Source organism: Micromonospora sp. NPDC048930 (genome assembly GCF_043197935.1).
In the GTDB taxonomy this organism is placed as follows: Bacteria; Actinomycetota; Actinomycetes; order Mycobacteriales; family Micromonosporaceae; genus Micromonospora.
The window spans coordinates 338522-355830 of the sequence record NZ_JBICUB010000007.1 but is presented as its reverse complement, the minus strand read 5'-3'; the positions used below and the strand labels follow the sequence as shown (position 1 = coordinate 355830).

The following is a 17309-nucleotide window of genomic DNA, read 5'->3' as shown; positions in this document are numbered from 1 at the left end:
ATGTCTAACGTCGGATTCGCAACCCTTCAGGTCCTCCCCTCGCTGAAGAACCTTCACCGCAACCTGACGAAGGAAGCCAGCCCGGTCCTGACCAAGTGGGCAAAGGACGTCGGGAAGGACCTCGGCGAACAGATCTCGAAGGAGGCCAGCGCCGGGGTAGGCGACGGTCTGGCGAAGGCCGTCCGGTCCGGCGTCGAGGACGGCGCGGACCAGGGCGGCCGGACCCTCGGCGCGCGGGTCGCCCGGACCGCCCGGAGAGCCGTACGGGAGTCCGTCCGCGACGGCCTGGACGAAGGCACGCGGACCGCCGCGCCGCGCCTGCGGACGCACGTACACACCGCCCTGCGCGACGGCTTCCGGCGCGGCTTCCGCTTCATGTTCACCGGCTCGCAGTCGCAGGGCGACCGGATGCGCCGGTCCCTGGCGCTGGGCGTCGCGGGGGGCATCGTTCGCGGCATCGCGGAAGGCTTCGACGCCGCGAAGGACACCGTCAAGGCGTTCGTCAGCAACGCGAACGACGCCCTGAAGGACCTCGGGAAGACCGCGCTCACCGGCATCCGGGGCGCGCTCGAAGCTGCCGCCGGCACGACCGCGACCGGCGGCCTGAACCTGCTCATCGGCGCGACTCTGGCGCTCGCTGCGGCGGTTCCCACAGCCGTGACGGCCGCCGTCACTGGCCTCCTGGCGCTGGCCCCGGCCGTCCTACTGGTCGGCGGTGCCGCCGGATCGCTGACGACGCTCGCCTTCGGCGGTGCCGCCGCGCTCGGGGTCTTCGCCCTGGCGACCCGGGGCCTCGGCGACGCCTTCAAGGAGATGTCCGAGAAGGGCAAGCTCTCGAAGGAGACGCTGAAGAAGCTCTCGCCCGAGGCCGCGAAGTTCGTCCGCGTCGTCGGCAAGCTCAAGAAGCCCTTCGGCGAGCTGGCGAAGTACGTTCAGGGCCGCCTGTTCGCCGGCCTCGCGAAGCCCGTAAAGGACCTGGCGAAGACCTGGCTTCCGGCGCTGCGGCCGATGCTCGGCGACCTCGCCGGCCGGTTTTCCCGGCTCGCCCAGGGCATCGCGAAGGCCCTCGGGAAGCCCGACTTCATCGCCAACATCCGTGCCGCCGTCGCAGGCTTCGGCGGCTTCGTCGACCGGATCGGCAAGGGCCTTCAGCCCTTCCTCGGCGCTCTCGGCAAGCTCGCGAAGGCGAGCGTCCCCTTCCTCGCCGAGCTGGGCGACGGCCTCGGCGGCGCGCTGGAGAAGTTCTCCGCGTGGATCGCCAGGGCCGAGAAGTCCGGCGCGCTGACTCAGTTCATGAAGGACGCCGCGCAAACCCTGCGCGACATCTGGGATATCGGCGGCCTGGTCGTCGGCATCGTGGGCGAGCTGATCGACACCTTCTTCCCGTCCTCGAAGCGCGCGAGCGGCACCTTCCTCGACGGCGTGAAGTCCGGGCTTCAGGAAGTGAAGGACTGGCTCGCCGACCCGAAGAACAAGAAGGCAATTCAGGACTTCATGAAGGGCGTCGGCGACTTCGTCAAAAAGGTCGTCACCGAGTGGGTGCCGGCCGTCATCAGTTTTGGCGTGACGGTCGCCGACTGGGTCGACAAGGTCAAGGAGTGGGGCGACAAGCTAACCACCTTCGGCACGGCGGTCTCGGCGTTCTGTTCGGGAGTCGCGGCGGCTCTCTTCGCCCTAGCGTCGCCGATCGCCTACGTAACTGGGGCTTTTGGCCTCCTCCCGTCTGGCGCGAAGAAGAACGGCGATGAGACGACCGGGATCTTCCGGACCCTCCGCGCGACGCTGATCGCCGTCTTTGACGGGATGCCCGGCCGCATGTTCGGGATCGGCGCGGCGATCGGCGCCGCCCTGGCCGCCGGCCTGCGCTCCCAGTTGGGCGAGGTCCGAGGCGTCGGCCGCGCTCTCGCGAACGCTGCGGCGACTGCGGCAGCGGCGGGGGCCCAGGTCATTAATCCGCCTCCGGGGCGGGTCACGAAGAAGTCCGCCGGGCCAGTAACCCGCGCCGCGACGATTCGGCCCCGCGGCGGGGACGCGCCCTCGGGCGGGCCGCTGATCGGCTCGCTGACGCTGGCCCCGTCCCGCGAGTCCGCTCGCGACCAGCTCGAAGAGGTCAACTTCGCGCTTCGGCGCATCCAACGGGGAGGTATCTACGCATGACCGATGTCTACGCGCTGGCCGCTCGGCTCGCGGACTACGAACGCCGCCTAGCGGCCGTCGAGCGCACCGCGCAGGCACCGCGAACGACCGTCGAGGGCGGAACCTTCTCGGTCGTCGACCCGGACGGTAACCCGATCTTCCTTGTCAGCGAGGACGAGGAGGCCGGGGGCTACGTGGCCCAGGCCGCGAACGGCGCAACGCTGGTCGCGTCGGATCTCGACCTTCCCGGCGGGACGATCACTGAGACCGACATCAGCGATGAGGCGATCAGTACGCCGAAGCTGACCGCAAACGCCGTCACGGCCGACAAGATCGCAGCCGGGGCGATCACAGCGGACAAGATCGCCGCGAACGCTGTCACGGCCGACGCGATTGAGGCCGGCGCGATCGACGGTCAGGAGATCACCGGCGCGACCATCACCGGCGGCCTGTTCCGGACGTCCGGCACCGCCGATGAGTTCCTGGAGATTGGCGAGGCCGTCACCTACAACGGCCACGCCGGCATCCGGTGGAACACGGGCCTCGGCACGTGGGCAGAGCCGAGCATCATCGGTTCCGAGAACCCCTCCGGCGGCAACCCCGGTCAGCACGTCCTCGAACTGTCCGGCGGCGCGGGCGGGGGCCGGACGGCGACGGTAACCCTCTCGGACTGGCGGCCGTCGGTCGAGGTCCAGACCGCCGACACGTCCGCCGGTACGAGCACCCGGGTTGTCGTCTCGCCGGACAGCGGGGTCGAGGTGCAAGCGAACCTGTCGGTCACCGGCTCGGCGACCGTCGGCGGGCGAAACGTCGTCACGGGCCCGGGTCGGGTGTACTGGTTCACCGGCACCCTGACGACCAACGCTTCCGGCATAGCGACGATTACCCACGCCGCAGGGTTCACGCCGCAGGCAATCGCCCTCAGCCAGAACGGCGCGACCGGGTCGTCCGGCGTGAACCTCCTGTACGTCACCGGCACCGCGACCGCGACCAGCTTTCAGGTCAAGGCGACCTTGAACGGTTCGCCCTTTGCCAGCGGCTCGGTTGGCTTCGCCGCCTTCCTGGGCGGCTGACCTCGCACACAACGAAAGCCCCGCATCCGGACCGCCCGGGTGCGGGGCTTTCGCGCGTTTACACGCCTGGAGCCGCCACCCCGCGTTTGTCGCCGCCTCGGGCTACGTTGTCCCGTATGCCCCCCACTGTCGCCGCTCCCTCTCCGCGCCGATGGGCCGCCGTCCCGACCTCCGTCAGCATGGCCGACCGCCCCGCCGCCGGGTCCCCCGCGACGATCGTCGTCGGCGACGACGCGTATCCCGCCGTCGTGACCCGGGCCAGCCTGACCGCCGTTACCGTCCGCCGGGTCGAAGCTGGCGAGTCCCGGCGCAACCGCGATCACACGGCCCTGGTCGCCCGAGGCGACCTGTCCCGCCCGGTCGGCCCGCCCGAGGTCTACCGACTGCGCGACGGCCGGTATCGGACGGCGTCCGCCGTGCTCACCTTCGGCGAGGCGGTGTCGCGTACGCCGCTCCCGCCTCCCCGTCGGGCCGGCTGGGGGCCGCTGGTACGGCACGATGGAGTCATGAGCGCACGCGTACGCGCCCCCGAACTGCGGGGCCGGGCCTGGCTGAATACCGGCGGCAAGATCCTCCGTTTGGCCGACCTTCGAGGTCGTATAACCGTCCTAGATTTCTGGACCTTCTGCTGTATCAACTGTCTCCACGTGCTCGACGAGTTGCGCCCGCTCGAGGAGAAGTACGGCGACTTGCTGGTCGTGATCGGCGTGCACTCGCCGAAGTTCGAGCACGAGAAGGACCCGGACGCCCTGGCCGCGGCGGTCGAGCGGTACGGCGTGCACCACCCGGTGCTCGACGACCCCGAGCTGAACATGTGGCAGCAGTACGCGGCGAAGGCCTGGCCGACCCTGTCGGTGGTCGACCCGGAGGGCTACGTGGTCGCCACCATGGCCGGCGAGGGCCACGCCGAGGGGCTGGCCAAACTGATCGACGACCTGATCGCCACCCACGAGGCGAAGGGCACCCTGCACCGGGGCGAGGGCCCGTACGTGCCCCCCGCCGAGCCGGAGACCACGCTGCGCTTCCCCGGTAAGGCCGTGGTGCTCGACGGCGGCAACCTGCTGGTCTCGGACTCGGCCCGGCACTCCCTGGTCGAGCTGGCCCCCGACGGCGAGAAGGTGCTCCGGCGGATCGGGGCCGGCACCCGGGGCCACGCCGACGGCCCGGCCGGGAGCGCCACCTTCTCCGAGCCGCAGGGGCTCTGCCTGCTGCCCGCGCACGCCGCCGAGGTGGCCGGGTACGACGTGGTCGTCGCGGACACGGTCAACCACCTGCTGCGCGGCGTGAAGCTCGACACCGGCGAGGTGGTCACGGTCGCCGGCACCGGCCGGCAGTGGCGCTCGACGGTCGACGACCACGCGCACGACGCGCGCGCAGTTGACCTCTCCTCCCCCTGGGACGTCGCCTGGTACGACGACAAGGTCGTGATCGCCATGGCCGGCATCCACCAGCTCTGGTGGTTCGACCCGACCCGGCGGACCGCCGGCGTGTACGCCGGGACCACCGTCGAGGCGCTGCGCGACGGGCCGCTGCCGGACGTCTGGATGGCCCAGCCCTCCGGCCTCTCCGTCTCGGCCGACGGCAGCCGGCTCTGGATCGCCGACAGCGAGACCAGCGCCGTCCGGTACGTCGAGGACGGGGTGATGCACACGGCGGTGGGCCAGGGCCTCTTCGACTTCGGGCACGTGGACGGGCCGGCCGAGCGGGCGTTGTTGCAGCACCCGCTGGGGGTGTGCGCGCTGCCGGACGGTTCGGTGCTGATCGCCGACACGTACAACGGCGCGGTGCGTCGCTTCGACCCGGCGACCGATCAGGTGGCCACGGTGGCGGACGGCCTGGCCGAGCCGAGCGGGCTGGTGCTGACCGCCGAGGGCGACGTGCTGGCGGTCGAGTCGGCGGCGCACCGGCTGACCCGGCTGGCCCCGGGCGCGCTCACAGCGGCGGGCGCGAGCACGGTGGACGGCCCCCGGCACAAGCTGGAGCGGAAGCCGACCGACGTGGCGGCCGGTGAGCTGACCCTGGATGTGATCTTCACGCCCGCACCGGGGCAGAAGCTGGACGAGACGTACGGGCCGTCGACCCGGCTGGTGGTCTCGGCGTCCCCGCCGGAGCTGCTGGTCGAGGGGGCCGGGACGACCACCGACCTGTCCCGCCGGCTGGTGGTCAACGGCGCGGTGGCGCAGGGCGTGCTCCAGGTGACCGCCCAGGCGGCCACCTGCGACGCCGACGTCGAGCACGCCGCCTGCCACCTGACCCGCCAGGACTGGGGCGTCCCGATCCGCGTGGTCGAGGACGGGACGACCCGCCTCCCGCTGGTCCTCCGCGGCATGGACGAGGGCTGACGCCCGCCCCGGGTGTTAAGAAGGGGCCCCTTCTCTACCGCAGGCGTTGAGAAGGGGCCCTTCCATTCACGCGAACGGAGCGAGCGTGACCCCGGCGTCGATCAGGGCGGCCCGGACCAGTTCGGCGGAGCGGACCGCGCCCGGGCTGTCCCCGTGCAGGCAGATCGACTCGACCTGGCACGGGACGACGCTGCCGTCGACCGCGACGACGGTCCGTTCGGTGGCCATCCGGACCGCCCGGGTGGCCACCGCGTCCGGGTCGGTGACCAGCGCGTTGGCGGCGGTACGCGACACCAGTTGGCCGTTGGGCAGGTAGTTCCGGTCGGCGAAGCCCTCGGCGATCACCCGCAGTCCGGCGCCGACGGCGAGCTGGGCGAGCACCGAGCCGGGCGGGCAGAGCAGCGGCAGTTCGTGGTCGTAGCTGCTGACCGCGGCGACCAACGCGGCCGCCTGGGCCTCGTCGCAGGCCGCCGCGTGGTAGAGCGCGCCGTGCGGCTTGACGTAGCAGACCCGGGTGCGGAACAACTTGCAGAACGCGTCCAGCGCGCCGATCTGGTAGATCGTCTCGTCCCGGAGTTCGGCGAAGTCGTACGCGATGTGCCGGCGGCCGAAGCCGGCGAGGTCCCGGTAGCCGACCTGGGCGCCCACCGCGACCCCGCGCTCCGCGGCCGCGGCGCAGACCCGGTGCATCGTGGACGGGTCGCCCCCGTGGAAACCGCAGGCGACGTTGGCGGAGGTGATCAGTTCCAGCAGCGCCTGGTCGTCGCCGAGCCGCCAGATGCCGAATCCCTCGCCGAGGTCAGCGTTGAGGTCCATGGAATCTCACCGTAGTCCCTGGCCGGGCCTGCGCGAGCGGGGTCACGTCGTCCAGCACCCCGACGACCGGGTACCCGCCGGTGGTGGGGTGGTCGGCGAGGAAGATCAACGGTTGACCGTCCGGTGGCACCTGCACCGCGCCGAGGACGAGGCCCTCGCTGGGTAGTTCGCCGGCCACCGCGCGGGGCAGGGCCGCGCCGACCAGTCGCGCACCGACCCGGTTGCTCAGCGGGCTGATCGCGTACGCGGTGTGGAACAGCAGGTCGAGCGCGGTGTCACCGAACCAGTCGTGCCGAGGGCCGAGCCGGAGGGCCAGCCGCAGCTCGGCGGGGACGGGCGGGGTGACGGTGAGGTCCACCGGGGCGGGCGGGCCGACGGGCGGGCCGAGGGGCAGCCGGTCGCCGTCGCGTACCAGGGGCGGGCCGAGGCCGGAGAGGGTGTCCGTGGCGCGGCTGCCGAGCACGGGTTCGACCGCGATCCCGCCGGAGACGGCCAGCCAGGTACGCAGCCCGGTGCGGGCGGGCCCGATCCGCAGCACCGCCCCGGCGGGCAGGGAGAGCGGCCGCCCCACGTCCCCCGGCCGACGTTCGACCGGCCGGCCGCCGGGCGGTGCCGGGTCGGCCCGGCTCGCGCGCCCGGCCGGCGGCGGCTCGATCCGGACGTCCACCTCGGCGCCGGTGAGCGCCACGGTGACCGCCCGGGTGAACCGCAGGTCGCAGCCGGTCAGGGTGATCTCCAGGCCGGCGGCGGTGGCCGGGTTGCCGACGAGGCGGTTGGCCAGGCGCAGCGCGGCCGGGTCGAGCGCGCCGGAGCGGGGGACGCCGAGGTGGGCGTACCCGGGGCGGCCCTGGTCCTGCACGGTGGTGAGGGCACCGGCCCGGAGCACGTGGATCACGCCGAGCACGCCGGTTCGCGACTGCGGGGCTGGCAAGACCGGCTCACTCCTCGCGCTCACGGGACACCAGCCGTACCCGGGTGCCGGGTGTGAGCCGGGCCGGCGGGTCGGCGTGCACGTCGAAGAGGACCAGGTCGGTCCGGCCGACCAGCAGCCAGCCGCCGGGCGAGGCGGTCGGGTAGATCCCGGCGTACGGGCCGGCCAGGGCGACCGACCCGGCCGGCACCCGGGTACGCGGGGTGGTGAGCCGGGGCACGGCCAGCTCCGCCGGCAGCCCGGTCAGGTACGCGAACCCGGGGGCGAACCCGCAGAACGCCACCCGGAACTCGGTACGCCGCAGCCGCTCGACCACCACCGGCACGTCGACGCCCCAGTGCCCGGCGACGGCGGGCAGGTCCTCCCCGTCGTACACCGTGGGCACCTCGACCTCGGCGGTGGTGGCCGGGTCGACGCCGCCCTGCGGGGTCCAGCCGGCGATCCGGGCCGCGGTCGCCGCCGGGTCCGGTACGCCGTCGACCAGCACGGTGGCCGCGGCCGGGACGATCTCGACGGCGCTCAGCTCGCCGGCGTCCCGGCGCCGCCAGAGTTCGGCGCGCCAGGCCTGGACCTGGTCGGGGTCGTCGCAGTCGAGCAGCAGGGCGTGCGCGCCGACGGGCCGGATCCGCATCCCGCCATACTGGCGGATGGGGGCGTCGACCAGGGTCCATCGACCGGTGGGTGGGCGTGACACTCCACACTACTTCCAAGTAACCTACGGTGCCGTAACCTATTGGCGTGACCACCTCGGCTCCGCTTCGGCTGAAGCCGGTCGACATCGGTAAACCCCGGATGCGCGGCTGGCTGCACACGTACGCGTTCTTCGTCGCGCTCGCCTGCGGCATCGTGCTCTGCTCGATCGCGGCCGCCCGCCCCGGCTGGGCACCCCTGGTCAGTTGCCTGGTCTACAGCCTGACCGTGTGCGGTCTCTTCGGCACCAGCGCCCTATACCACCGTCGGGTCTGGTCGGAGCGGGGCTATCAGATCATGCGCCGGATGGACCATTCGATGATCTTCGTGTTCATCGCCGGCACCTACACCCCGTTCTGCGCGCTGCTCCTCCGGCCCCGGCCGGCCGAGCTGATGCTGGGCCTGGTCTGGGGCGGGGCGGTGGCCGGGGTGGCGCTGAAGCTCATCTGGCCGCACGCGCCGCGCTGGGTGTCCGCGCCGCTCTACCTGGCGCTCGGCTGGGTCGCGGTGGCGATGCTGCCGCAGATCCTGCACGCCGGCGGGGTCACCGCCCTGGTGCTGCTGATCGTCGGCGGCGCCATCTACAGCGTCGGCGCGGTCTTCTACGCGCTGCGCAAGCCGAACCCGTGGCCCACCGTCTTCGGCCACCACGAGTTCTTCCACGCCTGCACCCTGGTCGCGGCGATCTGCCACCACATCGCGATCTACTTCGCGCTCTTCTCCTGACCGGCCCGGCCCGGCCGGGAGTTCGGCCCCCCGGAAGGAGTTCGAGGGCCCCGCGCCGTTGCGGGGCCCTCGCGGTATGCGGGGACCGGTCAGGCCGGGTAGCCCGGGCGGCGCACCTCGCGGTACTCCTCGCGGACGACCCGGTCGTCCTCGACCGGCACGGTCGGCTGGGCGACGACCCGCTCGCGCACCGGGGTGGCGACCACCGTACGGCGGCGGCTGTTCCAGAAGTACATCGTGAGGAGCAGGCCGACCACGCCGACGAGCATGAGCACCCAGCCCACGACGTTGAGGTCGAGCCATCCCAGGTTGGCGTCGATGGCGAACGCGAAGATCGCGCCCAGCGCGATGAGGAAGATGCTGGCACCGATGCCCATGACGTCGCCTCCTTGGCGTTCTGCTGGCGTTTCCTACCCGCCACGGCCATGGCTGAGGTAGCGGCATCCATCGACTTACCCAGGCGCTCGGATCGCCAATCAGGCAAGCTGTCCGCATGACCGACGGCAGGAACCAGGAGCGGACGCTGGTGCTGCTCCGGCACGCCAAGGCCGAACAGTCCGAGGAGGCGCCGGACACCGAGCGCCCGCTGAGCGCGCGGGGGCAGGCCGACGCCGCCGCGGCCGGCGCGTGGCTGGCACGGCACACCCTCCTCCCCGACGTGGTGCTCTGCTCCACGGCCCGGCGCACCCGGCAGACCTGGCACGGGGTGGCGCTGGGCATCACGGGATCCCCGCCGGAGGGGGGACCGACGGGGTCGTCACCGGTGGTGCGGTACGAGCCGGCCGCGTACGAGGCCCGGCCGGAGGGTCTGCTGGAGCTGGTACGGGCGGTCACCCCGGAGGCCGGCACGGTGCTGCTGGTCGCTCACAATCCGGGCATCTCGCTGCTCTCGGCGCTGCTGGACCCGGAGCGGGCGGATCCGGAGGGACTGCGGACCACCGACCTGGTGGTGCACCGCCCGACCACTCCGTGGGCGGCGCTGGCTCCCGGCGGCGCCCCGATCACCGCCCGGCACACCGCGCGCGGCTGAGGTGTCCCGAGGGCCGCCTATTTGACGCCTGCGGTAGCGGAGGGGCCTCCTTCGCGGTCACCCCCGCCGTCAGGACGGCGGGGCGGTGGGCGGCGGCGGGTCGGGCGGCGGGGGCATCATCGCCGTCGGGTGGGAGAGCCGGTTCTCCTCCACGATCAGCGTGCGTGCCCGCTTGCGCCGGTCCTGCCAGAACCAGAGCGTGGTGAGCAGGACGGCCAGCCCGGCCAGGATGAACACCCAGCCGACCGCGCGCAGGTCGATCCACCAGACGTTGGCCCGGATGGCGAAGGTCATGATCGCCCCGAGCGCGATGAGAAAGATTGCGCTGCCAATGCCCATGTGCGCTGCACTCCCCCGTGCGTTGGCCGTTGGGCGTGCCCGGTCGTGGTCCGCGACGGTTACCCGTCCGGCGGCCGGCCTACCCGGCCCACCCCGCCAATTCGCCGGAGCCCGCCCGCCCCGCGGCGGATTGGGGTATCGGACGGGCCGGACACCCCGACCTACCGCCACCCGGCGGCGCGGGCCGGACGGACGGACGACGACGGCCGGCGAGCAGTCGCTCGCCGGCCGTCGTCAGGGTCGAACCGGTCCGATCACCCCACCGGGGATCAGAACGCCTCCTCCGGGAGGTCCATGATCTCCAGGTCGGCGCCCTCGATGATCCGCCGGTCGGCGCCGATGCGCGGGAGCACCTCGCGGGCGAAGAACCGGGCCGCCGCCACCTTGCCGGTGTAGAACGCCTTGTCGGCGGTGGAGACCTCGCCGGCCAGGGCCTTCAGCGCCACGTCCGCCTGCTTCTGCAGCAACCAGCCGACCACCAGGTCACCGACCGCCAGCAGGAACCGGCGGCTGCTCAGGCCGACCTTGTAGAGGGCGCGGGCGTCGCCGCCCTGGGCCTCGCCCAGCCAGCCGGTCAGCACGCCGAGGATGTTCTGGATCTCGGCGAGCGCCTTGCCGAGCGCCTGCCGCTCCTCCTTGAGCTGGCCGTTGCCGGCCTCGGAGGTGATGAACTCCTGGATCTCGCCGGCGACCGCCAGCAGGGCCTTGCCGTTGTCCCGGACGATCTTCCGGAAGATCAGGTCCAGGCTCTGGATCGCGGTGGTGCCCTCGTACAGGGTGTCGATCTTGGCGTCCCGGACGTACTGCTCCAGCGGGTAGTCCTGGAGGAAGCCGGAGCCGCCGAAGGTCTGCAGCGACTCGTGACCGAGCAGTTCGTACGCCCGCTCCGAGCCGACGCCCTTGACCAGCGGGAGGAGCAGGTCGTTGACCCGCTTGGCCAGCTTGGTGGCCTTCTCGTCGCCGGCCGCCTCGGCGATGGCGACCTTGTCCTGCCAGCTGGCGGTGTAGCAGACCAGCGCCCGCAGGCCCTCGGCGTACGACTTCTGCATGAGCAGCGAGCGGCGCACGTCCGGGTGGTTGGTGATGGTCACCCGGGGCGCGGTCTTGTCGGTCGACCGGGTCAGGTCGGCACCCTGCACCCGGTTCTTGGCGTACTCGAGCGCGTTCAGGTAGCCGGTGGAGAGGGTGGCGATCGCCTTGGTGCCGACCATCATCCGGGCGTACTCGATGATCATGAACATCTGCCGGATGCCGTCGTGCTTCTCGCCCAGCAGCCAGCCCTTGGCCGGTACGCCGTGCTCACCGAAGGTCATCTCGCAGGTGTTGGAGACCTTCAGGCCCATCTTGTGCTCGACGTTGGTGGCGAAGACGCCGTTGCGCTCGCCCAGCTCGCCGGTCTCCTCGTCGAAGTGGTACTTCGGCACCACGAAGAGGGAGAGGCCCTTGGTGCCGGGGCCGCCGACGCCCTCCACGCCGACCGGGCGGGCCAGCACGTAGTGGACGATGTTGTCGGAGAGGTCGTGCTCACCCGAGGTGATGAAGCGCTTGACGCCCTCGATGTGCCAGGAGCCGTCGGGCTGCGGGATGGCCCGGGTACGGCCGGCGCCCACGTCCGAACCGGCGTCCGGCTCGGTGAGCACCATGGTCGAGCCCCACTGCTTCTCGATGAAGAGTCTGGCCCACTTCTTCTGCTGCTCGGTGCCCTCGACGTGCAGCACGTGCGCGAAGGACGGGCCCGACGCGTACATCCAGATCGGGGCGTTCGCGCCGAGCACCAGCTCGGCGAGGGACCACCAGAGGGCGCGCGGGGCGTTGGTGCCGCCGAGGGCCTCGGGGAGGTCGAGCCGCCAGAACTCCGACTCCATGAACGCCTGGTACGACTTCTTGAACGACTCCGGCAGCGGCGCGGTGTGCGTCGCGGGGTCGAAGACCGGTGGGTTTCGGTCGCTGTCCGAGTAGCTGGCGGCCAGGTCCTCGCGGGCCAGGCGGTCGACCTCGGAGAGGAAGCTACGGGCGGTGTCGACGTCCAGGTCCGTGTACGGCTCCTGGCCGAACGTCCGGTCCGCCCCGAAGACCTCGAACAGGTTGAACTCGAGGTCCCGAAGGTTGCTCTTGTAGTGGGTCATGCTCGCTGGCCCCGCTTCCGGACAGGTGTTACCGATCAGTAACCCAGACTGTATTACTCGCCGGTAGCCAACGACAAGCCGATCGTGGAAGTGACAGCGATTACACACTTCTGGTTCAGCTTCCGGCCACCCGGGCCGAGCCGGGCGCCCGTACCACTATCTCGCGACGCCGACGGTCTGCCGGACGGAGTCCGGCCGGTCGAGCAGAGCGAGCATGAGATGGGCGACATCGGCGCGCGACACGGTGAGGCCGCCGCGAATGTTGCGCCCGTACGCCGTGCGGTAGCGCCCGGTCAGCGGGCCGTCGGTCAGCCGGGGCGGCCGGACCACGGTCCAGTCCAGGCCGCCGTCCCGCAGTTCCTCCTCCATCAGCGCGAGGTCGGCGTAGTGGTGCCGCAGCACCCGCCGGATCGCCGGACCGAGCACGAAGCGCATCAGCGGACCGTCGCCCTCGTCGTACCGGGGCGGGTTCGGCCGGCCGGGGGACGGCACCACGCCGACCGGAGCGGCACTGACCACCACGATGCGGCCCACCCCAGACCCGGCCATCGCCTCGGTGATCGCCCGCGTGCCCCGGGACGCGACCCCGGCGTCGGCCCTGGACCGGGGACCGAGCCCGGAGAGCACCGCGTCCGCGCCGTCCAGCGCGGCCCGCAGCGCCGTCCGGTCAGCGGCCGCGAGGTCGGCGGTGACCACCCGGGCGGCCGTGCCGGGCAGCCGGGCCGGGTCGCGTACCACCGCCGTGACGTCGTGACCGGCGGCGAGCGCCTGGTCGACAAGGTGACGACCGATTCCACCGCTGGCCCCGAAGATCGTGAGCTGCATCCGCCACTCCTCCGTCCATCCCCGCCCGAGGCGGCCGAGTCCCGTAAGATATGGAAACCGTAACAGTTGATACGAGGGCCAAACAATATGAGTTCCGTAGATTCTGCGGAAGCCCGCCGGCGGCGCCGGTCGGCCACCCGGATCAAGGAGGCCATGCGGGAGCTGAGCAACCAGCTCGCGCTGCTCAACCACCACGTCGGCGTACGCCTCTCGCTGCGCGACGTGGACCTGGACTGCCTGGACCTGATCGCCCGGCACGGACCGCTCAGCCCGGGCACGCTGGCCCGCCGGGCCGGGCTGCACCCGGCCACCATGACCGGCATCCTGGACCGGCTCCAGCGGGGCGGCTGGATCGTCCGCGAGCGGGACCCCGAGGCCACCGACCGGCGCTCGGTGACCGTCCGGGCCCGGCGTGAGCGCAACGGCGAGCTGTTCCGCCTCTACGCCGGTATGAACGCCGCGATGGACGACATCTGCGCCGGGTACGACGAGGCCCAGCTCGAGGTGATCGCCGACTTCCTGCACCGGGCCGGGGAAGCCGGGCGGCGGGCCACCGACGAGCTGGCCGAGGGCTGAGCGGGCCGGAGCGTCAGCTCTCGGCCGCGCCGACCTCCCAGCTCGGCACGGCGGCGGTCACCTCGCTGCGCGGGCCGGAGTATTCCATCAGCACCAGCGCGATGTCGTCGTCGAGCCGGCCGTGCACCCACTCGACCAGTGCGGTCTCCAGCGACGCCAGGCCGTCGGCGACGGTGCCGTGGCCGAGCAGCCGCCAGGCCCGGTCGGCGGTCGGGAAGAACTCGCCCTCGCGGCGGGCCTCGCCGAGCCCGTCGGTGAAGAGCAGCAGCCGGTCGCCCGGTTCGAGCCGCTCCACCCGGGGCCGGACCACCGGCATGAAGCCCAGCGGGGGCGCGGGCGCCGGGGGCTCGAGCGGGATCACCGCACCCCGGCGCAGCAGCAGCGGCGACGGATGTCCACAGTTGACGATGGTGAGGGTGCCGCCCCGCTCCTCGACCAGCGCGGCGGTGACGAAGTCCTCGTCGCCCACGTTGCGGGCCACCGCCCGGTCCAGGTCGGTCACCACGGCCCGCAGGTCGGCCCGCTCGTACGCGACGTGCCGGTAGGAGCCGAGCACGATGCTGGCCAGCCGGACCGCGTCCAGCCCCTTGCCCCGGACGTCACCGATGATCATGCGGACGCCGTACGGGGTGTCCATCACCTCGTACAGGTCGCCGCCGATCTCGGCGGTGGCCGTGGAGGAGATGTAGCGGGCGGCCACGGCGAGCGTGCCCACCTGCGGACCGAGCGGCCGGAGCACCGCCTGCTGGGCGACCGAGGCGAGCCGGGACAGCTCGGCGATCCGCTCGGACTGGCGCTGGCGTACCGCCGCCACGGCGGCCGCGATCCCCGAGGCCAGCGCGATCCCCGCGACGTTGACGGCGGTGACCAGCGAGGTGGTCCCCTCGGCGAGGGCGAACGCGGCCCCGATCCCGGTGGCGACCACACCCAGCCCGCACACCACCCGCCAGGACGCCAGGGCGGCGGCGAGGAGCGGGGCGGCCGCCATCAGCGCGAGGTAGTGCGCGGGGCGGCCGTCCGCCAGCTCGACGGCGGAGACGAGTGCGAGCAGCGCGAGGGCCGCGCCGATGCCGGCGCGGGATCCGGGGCTCAGCGGGCCGCGGCCCGACTGGAGAGGTTGCGTGCGTACACCGGACAGCATGCCTGATAGACGTGACCGGGAGAATGAGCCGGGCGGGTGGTCCATGGAACTTCTGCCCGGCCGCGCCGCCTACCCGATCAGCCGAGGACCTCGTACCGGACGTCGATCTCGCCGAGGTCGGTCGAGGCGATGGCCGCGAAGGCGGCCCGCGACAGGTCCAGGCACCGGCCGTCGACGTACGGGCCACGGTCGTTGATCCGCACGATCACGGACTTGCCGTTGGCCGGGTTGGTCACCCGGACCCTCGTGTTGAACGGCAGCGTCTTGTGCGCGGCGGTCAGCGCGTCCGGGTTGAAGGTCTCCCCGTTGGCGGTCATCTGACCCTCGTCGTAGAAGGACGCGCCGCAGGAACCGCTGTCCACGACCTTGGGGGACGAGGTGGTCTTCCTGGCGGTGGGCTTCGGGCTGGCGGTCCGGGTCTTGCTCCGCGAGGCCGCCTGGGTACGGGTCGCCGTCGGGCTGGGGGTGGCCTTCGGCGAGGGGCTGAGGCTCGGCGAGGCGGAGGGGGACGCCGAACTGGGGGCCAGGGTGCTGGGCAGCGCCTCGGCGACGGTCGGCTCGGCGGCGGGCTCGGCCGAGGTGAGCTGGACCGCGCCGACGGCGCCGCCGACCGCGAGCACCACGCCGACGGCCGCGGTGGCGGCGATGCCGGCGGGCGAGAACTTGCGGGGACGGAAGTGCCTACCAGCCACCACCCGGTCCTTTCGTCAGCGGAACAAACCGGCTGGGACCGTAACGAGAGAAGTACTTCCGAAGTCAACGTGATCATGGTGCTATGCCCGTATTTACCCCGGTACGTGTAGCCGATCAAGCCAGCCAGCCTCCCCCGAACGGAGGAAGGTCCGCTGGCCGGAGCCGGTGCCCCATCGCCTGGCGTCGGTGCCCGAGGATGGGGGTCGTGCTGAACCGACGTCTGGTCGAGCTGTTCCGCTGGGTCGATCCCGGCCCGGACAGCAGTCATCTGGTCAGCGACACCTCCGGCTGGTGGCGCGATCCGGAGGTGCTGGCCGGCCTCGGACCGGCCCTCGCCGGCCTGTTCCCGGCCGCCCGACCCACCGTCGTGATCGCCCCCGAGGTGACCGGGCTGCTGCTCGGCCCGCTGGTCGCGGTGGCCGCCGGCGCCGGCTTCCTGCCCGCGTACAAGGGCGGCGGCGAGCGGCGCCGGGTCGGGGCGATGAGCTGGGCGGAGACTTCCCCGGACCACCGGGGCGCACGGCTGCGCCTCGGCGTGGACGCCGGCCGGCTCGGCCCCGCGGACCGCGTACTGCTCGTGGACGACTGGGTGGACAGCGGGGCCCAGGTGGACGCGCTGCACCGGCTGGTGGCGGCCACCGGGGCCGAGGTGGTCGGGGCGGCGGCCGTCGTGACGACCTGCCCGCCGGCCGTCGCCGAGCGGCTCGGGCTGCGCGCCCTGCTCGCCGGAGACCTGCTGTGAGCGCGTGACGCGCGGCGTGCTGGCGGGCGCCGGTTACGCCGGCCGGCTCAGCTGAACGAACTCCTCCACGGCGGTGCAGACCCGGCCCAGCACCTCCGCGGACCGCGCCAGCGGGCCGGGCACCAGCATCGAGTGGTCGGCGTCCGGCACCTCCAGCACGTGCGGGCTGAGCCGGCGCGCCACCTCGCCGTGCCACAGCATGTCGCCGGTGCCGCCCACCAGCAGGCACGGGGCGGTGGCCCGGTCGAGCGCGCCGACCACCTCCGGGTGGTTGAGCACCGGGGTCAGCCAGACCGCCGGCAGGTCCCGGTCGGCGGCCAGCGGGGTGGCGAAGGTGCCCAGCGACTTGCCGACCACCAGGTCGGCGCCGGCGTCGAGGGCAGGCGTCACCTGCTCGGCCACCCACCCGGCGGTCCGGTCGGCGGGCAGGTCGCGGGGCACCTGCCAGGTCACCTCGTGGACGTCGAAGCCGAGGCGGCGCAGCGCCTCCCCGACGTACGCGAAGAGCGGGGCACGGGTGTCGTAGCCCACGCCCGGGACGAGCACCGCCCGGCGGTCCGCCATGGTCGCCTCCTCGTGACCTCTCCGGCTCTCCCGCCAGCATCACCGACCGGGGCCCGTGGGGGACGGGAAATCCGGCGACGGGGCGGCCGGCCGGCCACTAGCCTCGGCAGGATGTGGCCCCGGATCGGTGGACTCCGCACGCTCGCCCTCGGCAACCCCGGCGAGATGCGCGCCAACCTCAACGCCCTCGTGCTGGCCGGCGTGAAGACCGCCACCGCCGGCCTGCTGACCGACGAGTACGCCGACGAGAACGAGGAGTTGGAGCACGTCGGCGAACGGCTGGCCCTGGTCGACGACCAGGACCTGCTGGTCGGGGTCGTCGAGGTCACCGCCGTCGAGGTGGTCCGCTTCGCCGACGTGAGCTGGGACTTCGCCCGCTCCGAAGGAGAGGGTGACCGGTCGATCGAGGAGTGGCGCGAGGGTCACCGCCGCTACTGGACCGGCGTGGGCTTCCCGGTGGACGACGACACCCAGGTGGTCTGCATCCGGTTCCGGCTGGTCTCCGCCGGGGACGGCGGGATCGGCACCGGCGACCTGGGCACCTGAGGTGCAAGGAAGG

General features: G+C 72.6%; 18 protein-coding genes. 8 read left to right on the top strand and 10 right to left on the bottom strand.

Features of this window, described 5'->3' with window-relative positions; all coding sequences use genetic code 11:
- From ACGFI9_RS20810 to ACGFI9_RS20800, 3 genes are all read left to right on the top strand, one after another.
- Positions 1-2157: a hypothetical protein gene (locus ACGFI9_RS20810; protein ID WP_393179968.1), complete on the top strand. Its 2157-nt coding sequence runs from the start codon at positions 1-3 to the stop codon at positions 2155-2157.
- The gene (locus ACGFI9_RS20805; protein WP_393179966.1) at positions 2154-3209 is read left to right on the top strand and encodes a hypothetical protein; all 1056 of its coding nucleotides are present in this window, start codon (positions 2154-2156) and stop codon (positions 3207-3209) included. Before ACGFI9_RS20810 ends, ACGFI9_RS20805 begins: the two co-directional genes overlap by 4 nt.
- Before the next feature lie 506 nt (positions 3210-3715).
- Positions 3716-5551, top strand: coding sequence for an NHL domain-containing thioredoxin family protein (locus ACGFI9_RS20800; protein WP_393180156.1), 1836 nt, complete (start codon positions 3716-3718; stop codon positions 5549-5551).
- Positions 5552-5617: 66 nt separating this feature from the next.
- Here the strand turns inward: ACGFI9_RS20800 and ACGFI9_RS20795 are convergent, their stop codons facing one another.
- The 3 genes from ACGFI9_RS20795 to ACGFI9_RS20785 are packed head-to-tail and all read right to left on the bottom strand — an operon-like array spanning position 5618 to position 7929.
- Positions 5618-6367, bottom strand: coding sequence for a LamB/YcsF family protein (locus tag ACGFI9_RS20795; protein WP_393179965.1), 750 nt, complete (start codon positions 6365-6367; stop codon positions 5618-5620).
- A complete protein-coding gene (locus tag ACGFI9_RS20790; protein WP_393179963.1) occupies positions 6351-7298 on the bottom strand; it encodes a biotin-dependent carboxyltransferase family protein in 948 nt (315 codons plus the stop codon). Before ACGFI9_RS20790 ends, ACGFI9_RS20795 begins: the two co-directional genes overlap by 17 nt.
- A gap of 7 nt (positions 7299-7305) precedes the next feature.
- On the bottom strand, positions 7306-7929 hold the full coding sequence (locus ACGFI9_RS20785) for an allophanate hydrolase subunit 1 (protein WP_393179961.1): 624 nt from the start codon (positions 7927-7929) through the stop codon (positions 7306-7308).
- Positions 7930-8036: 107 nt separating this feature from the next.
- Between ACGFI9_RS20785 and ACGFI9_RS20780 the strand changes: the two genes are divergently transcribed.
- Complete coding sequence (locus ACGFI9_RS20780) at positions 8037-8714, top strand: hemolysin III family protein (RefSeq protein WP_393179959.1); 678 nt, start codon at positions 8037-8039, stop codon at positions 8712-8714.
- An 89-nt stretch (positions 8715-8803) separates the two neighbouring features.
- On the opposite strand, the gene ACGFI9_RS20775 is transcribed toward ACGFI9_RS20780, so the two are convergent.
- The gene (locus tag ACGFI9_RS20775; protein WP_393179958.1) at positions 8804-9091 is read right to left on the bottom strand and encodes a DUF6458 family protein; all 288 of its coding nucleotides are present in this window, start codon (positions 9089-9091) and stop codon (positions 8804-8806) included.
- 116 nt (positions 9092-9207) lie between these two features.
- Between ACGFI9_RS20775 and ACGFI9_RS20770 the strand changes: the two genes are divergently transcribed.
- Positions 9208-9744: a SixA phosphatase family protein gene (locus tag ACGFI9_RS20770; protein WP_393179956.1), complete on the top strand. Its 537-nt coding sequence runs from the start codon at positions 9208-9210 to the stop codon at positions 9742-9744.
- A gap of 69 nt (positions 9745-9813) precedes the next feature.
- On the opposite strand, the gene ACGFI9_RS20765 is transcribed toward ACGFI9_RS20770, so the two are convergent.
- From ACGFI9_RS20765 to ACGFI9_RS20755, 3 genes are all read right to left on the bottom strand, one after another.
- Positions 9814-10083 carry a DUF6458 family protein gene (locus ACGFI9_RS20765; RefSeq protein WP_088969138.1) on the bottom strand — a complete coding sequence of 90 codons (270 nt, stop codon included), beginning with the start codon at positions 10081-10083 and terminating at the stop codon, positions 9814-9816.
- Between the two features lie 269 nt (positions 10084-10352).
- A complete protein-coding gene (locus ACGFI9_RS20760) occupies positions 10353-12209 on the bottom strand; it encodes an acyl-CoA dehydrogenase (RefSeq protein WP_393179955.1) in 1857 nt (618 codons plus the stop codon).
- A 156-nt stretch (positions 12210-12365) separates the two neighbouring features.
- A complete protein-coding gene (locus ACGFI9_RS20755) occupies positions 12366-13034 on the bottom strand; it encodes an NAD(P)-dependent oxidoreductase (protein WP_393179954.1) in 669 nt (222 codons plus the stop codon).
- An 87-nt stretch (positions 13035-13121) separates the two neighbouring features.
- Here ACGFI9_RS20755 and ACGFI9_RS20750 point away from each other — a divergent pair, with 87 nt between their 5' ends.
- A complete protein-coding gene (locus tag ACGFI9_RS20750; RefSeq protein ID WP_393179952.1) occupies positions 13122-13610 on the top strand; it encodes a MarR family transcriptional regulator in 489 nt (162 codons plus the stop codon).
- Between the two features lie 13 nt (positions 13611-13623).
- On the opposite strand, the gene ACGFI9_RS20745 is transcribed toward ACGFI9_RS20750, so the two are convergent.
- Together ACGFI9_RS20745 and ACGFI9_RS20740 are read right to left on the bottom strand one after the other, a co-directional pair.
- Positions 13624-14751 carry a PP2C family protein-serine/threonine phosphatase gene (locus ACGFI9_RS20745; protein ID WP_393179951.1) on the bottom strand — a complete coding sequence of 376 codons (1128 nt, stop codon included), beginning with the start codon at positions 14749-14751 and terminating at the stop codon, positions 13624-13626.
- Between the two features lie 77 nt (positions 14752-14828).
- Positions 14829-15443 carry a septal ring lytic transglycosylase RlpA family protein gene (locus ACGFI9_RS20740; RefSeq protein ID WP_393179949.1) on the bottom strand — a complete coding sequence of 205 codons (615 nt, stop codon included), beginning with the start codon at positions 15441-15443 and terminating at the stop codon, positions 14829-14831.
- A 197-nt stretch (positions 15444-15640) separates the two neighbouring features.
- Here ACGFI9_RS20740 and ACGFI9_RS20735 point away from each other — a divergent pair, with 197 nt between their 5' ends.
- Positions 15641-16186, top strand: coding sequence for a phosphoribosyltransferase (locus tag ACGFI9_RS20735; protein WP_393179947.1), 546 nt, complete (start codon positions 15641-15643; stop codon positions 16184-16186).
- A gap of 33 nt (positions 16187-16219) precedes the next feature.
- Here the strand turns inward: ACGFI9_RS20735 and ACGFI9_RS20730 are convergent, their stop codons facing one another.
- Positions 16220-16750: an alpha/beta hydrolase gene (locus ACGFI9_RS20730; protein WP_393179945.1), complete on the bottom strand. Its 531-nt coding sequence runs from the start codon at positions 16748-16750 to the stop codon at positions 16220-16222.
- A 111-nt stretch (positions 16751-16861) separates the two neighbouring features.
- On the opposite strand from ACGFI9_RS20730, the gene ACGFI9_RS20725 reads away from it, so the two are divergent.
- Positions 16862-17296 (top strand): ASCH domain-containing protein, encoded by a 435-nt coding sequence (locus tag ACGFI9_RS20725; RefSeq protein WP_393179943.1) that lies wholly within the window; start codon positions 16862-16864, stop codon positions 17294-17296.
- Positions 17297-17309 lie beyond the last annotated feature (13 nt).

What these genes read in the sequence shown, in the direction of transcription:
- ACGFI9_RS20775 (WP_393179958.1), bottom strand. Translation starts at nt 9,091, where the DNA reads ATGGGCATCGGTGCCAGCATCTTCCTCATCGCGCTGGGCGCGATCTTC.
- ACGFI9_RS20760 (WP_393179955.1), bottom strand. Translation starts at nt 12,209, where the DNA reads ATGACCCACTACAAGAGCAACCTTCGGGACCTCGAGTTCAACCTGTTC.
- ACGFI9_RS20770 (WP_393179956.1), top strand. Translation starts at nt 9,208, where the DNA reads ATGACCGACGGCAGGAACCAGGAGCGGACGCTGGTGCTGCTCCGGCAC.
- ACGFI9_RS20735 (WP_393179947.1), top strand. Translation starts at nt 15,641, where the DNA reads ATGGGGGTCGTGCTGAACCGACGTCTGGTCGAGCTGTTCCGCTGGGTC.
- ACGFI9_RS20795 (WP_393179965.1), bottom strand. Translation starts at nt 6,367, where the DNA reads ATGGACCTCAACGCTGACCTCGGCGAGGGATTCGGCATCTGGCGGCTC.
- ACGFI9_RS20730 (WP_393179945.1), bottom strand. Translation starts at nt 16,750, where the DNA reads ATGGCGGACCGCCGGGCGGTGCTCGTCCCGGGCGTGGGCTACGACACC.
- ACGFI9_RS20765 (WP_088969138.1), bottom strand. Translation starts at nt 10,083, where the DNA reads ATGGGCATTGGCAGCGCAATCTTTCTCATCGCGCTCGGGGCGATCATG.
- ACGFI9_RS20725 (WP_393179943.1), top strand. Translation starts at nt 16,862, where the DNA reads ATGTGGCCCCGGATCGGTGGACTCCGCACGCTCGCCCTCGGCAACCCC.
- ACGFI9_RS20755 (WP_393179954.1), bottom strand. Translation starts at nt 13,034, where the DNA reads ATGCAGCTCACGATCTTCGGGGCCAGCGGTGGAATCGGTCGTCACCTT.
- ACGFI9_RS20805 (WP_393179966.1), top strand. Translation starts at nt 2,154, where the DNA reads ATGACCGATGTCTACGCGCTGGCCGCTCGGCTCGCGGACTACGAACGC.
- ACGFI9_RS20745 (WP_393179951.1), bottom strand. Translation starts at nt 14,751, where the DNA reads ATGCTGTCCGGTGTACGCACGCAACCTCTCCAGTCGGGCCGCGGCCCG.
- ACGFI9_RS20800 (WP_393180156.1), top strand. Translation starts at nt 3,716, where the DNA reads ATGAGCGCACGCGTACGCGCCCCCGAACTGCGGGGCCGGGCCTGGCTG.
- ACGFI9_RS20750 (WP_393179952.1), top strand. Translation starts at nt 13,122, where the DNA reads ATGAGTTCCGTAGATTCTGCGGAAGCCCGCCGGCGGCGCCGGTCGGCC.
- ACGFI9_RS20810 (WP_393179968.1), top strand. Translation starts at nt 1, where the DNA reads ATGTCTAACGTCGGATTCGCAACCCTTCAGGTCCTCCCCTCGCTGAAG.
- ACGFI9_RS20785 (WP_393179961.1), bottom strand. Translation starts at nt 7,929, where the DNA reads ATGCGGATCCGGCCCGTCGGCGCGCACGCCCTGCTGCTCGACTGCGAC.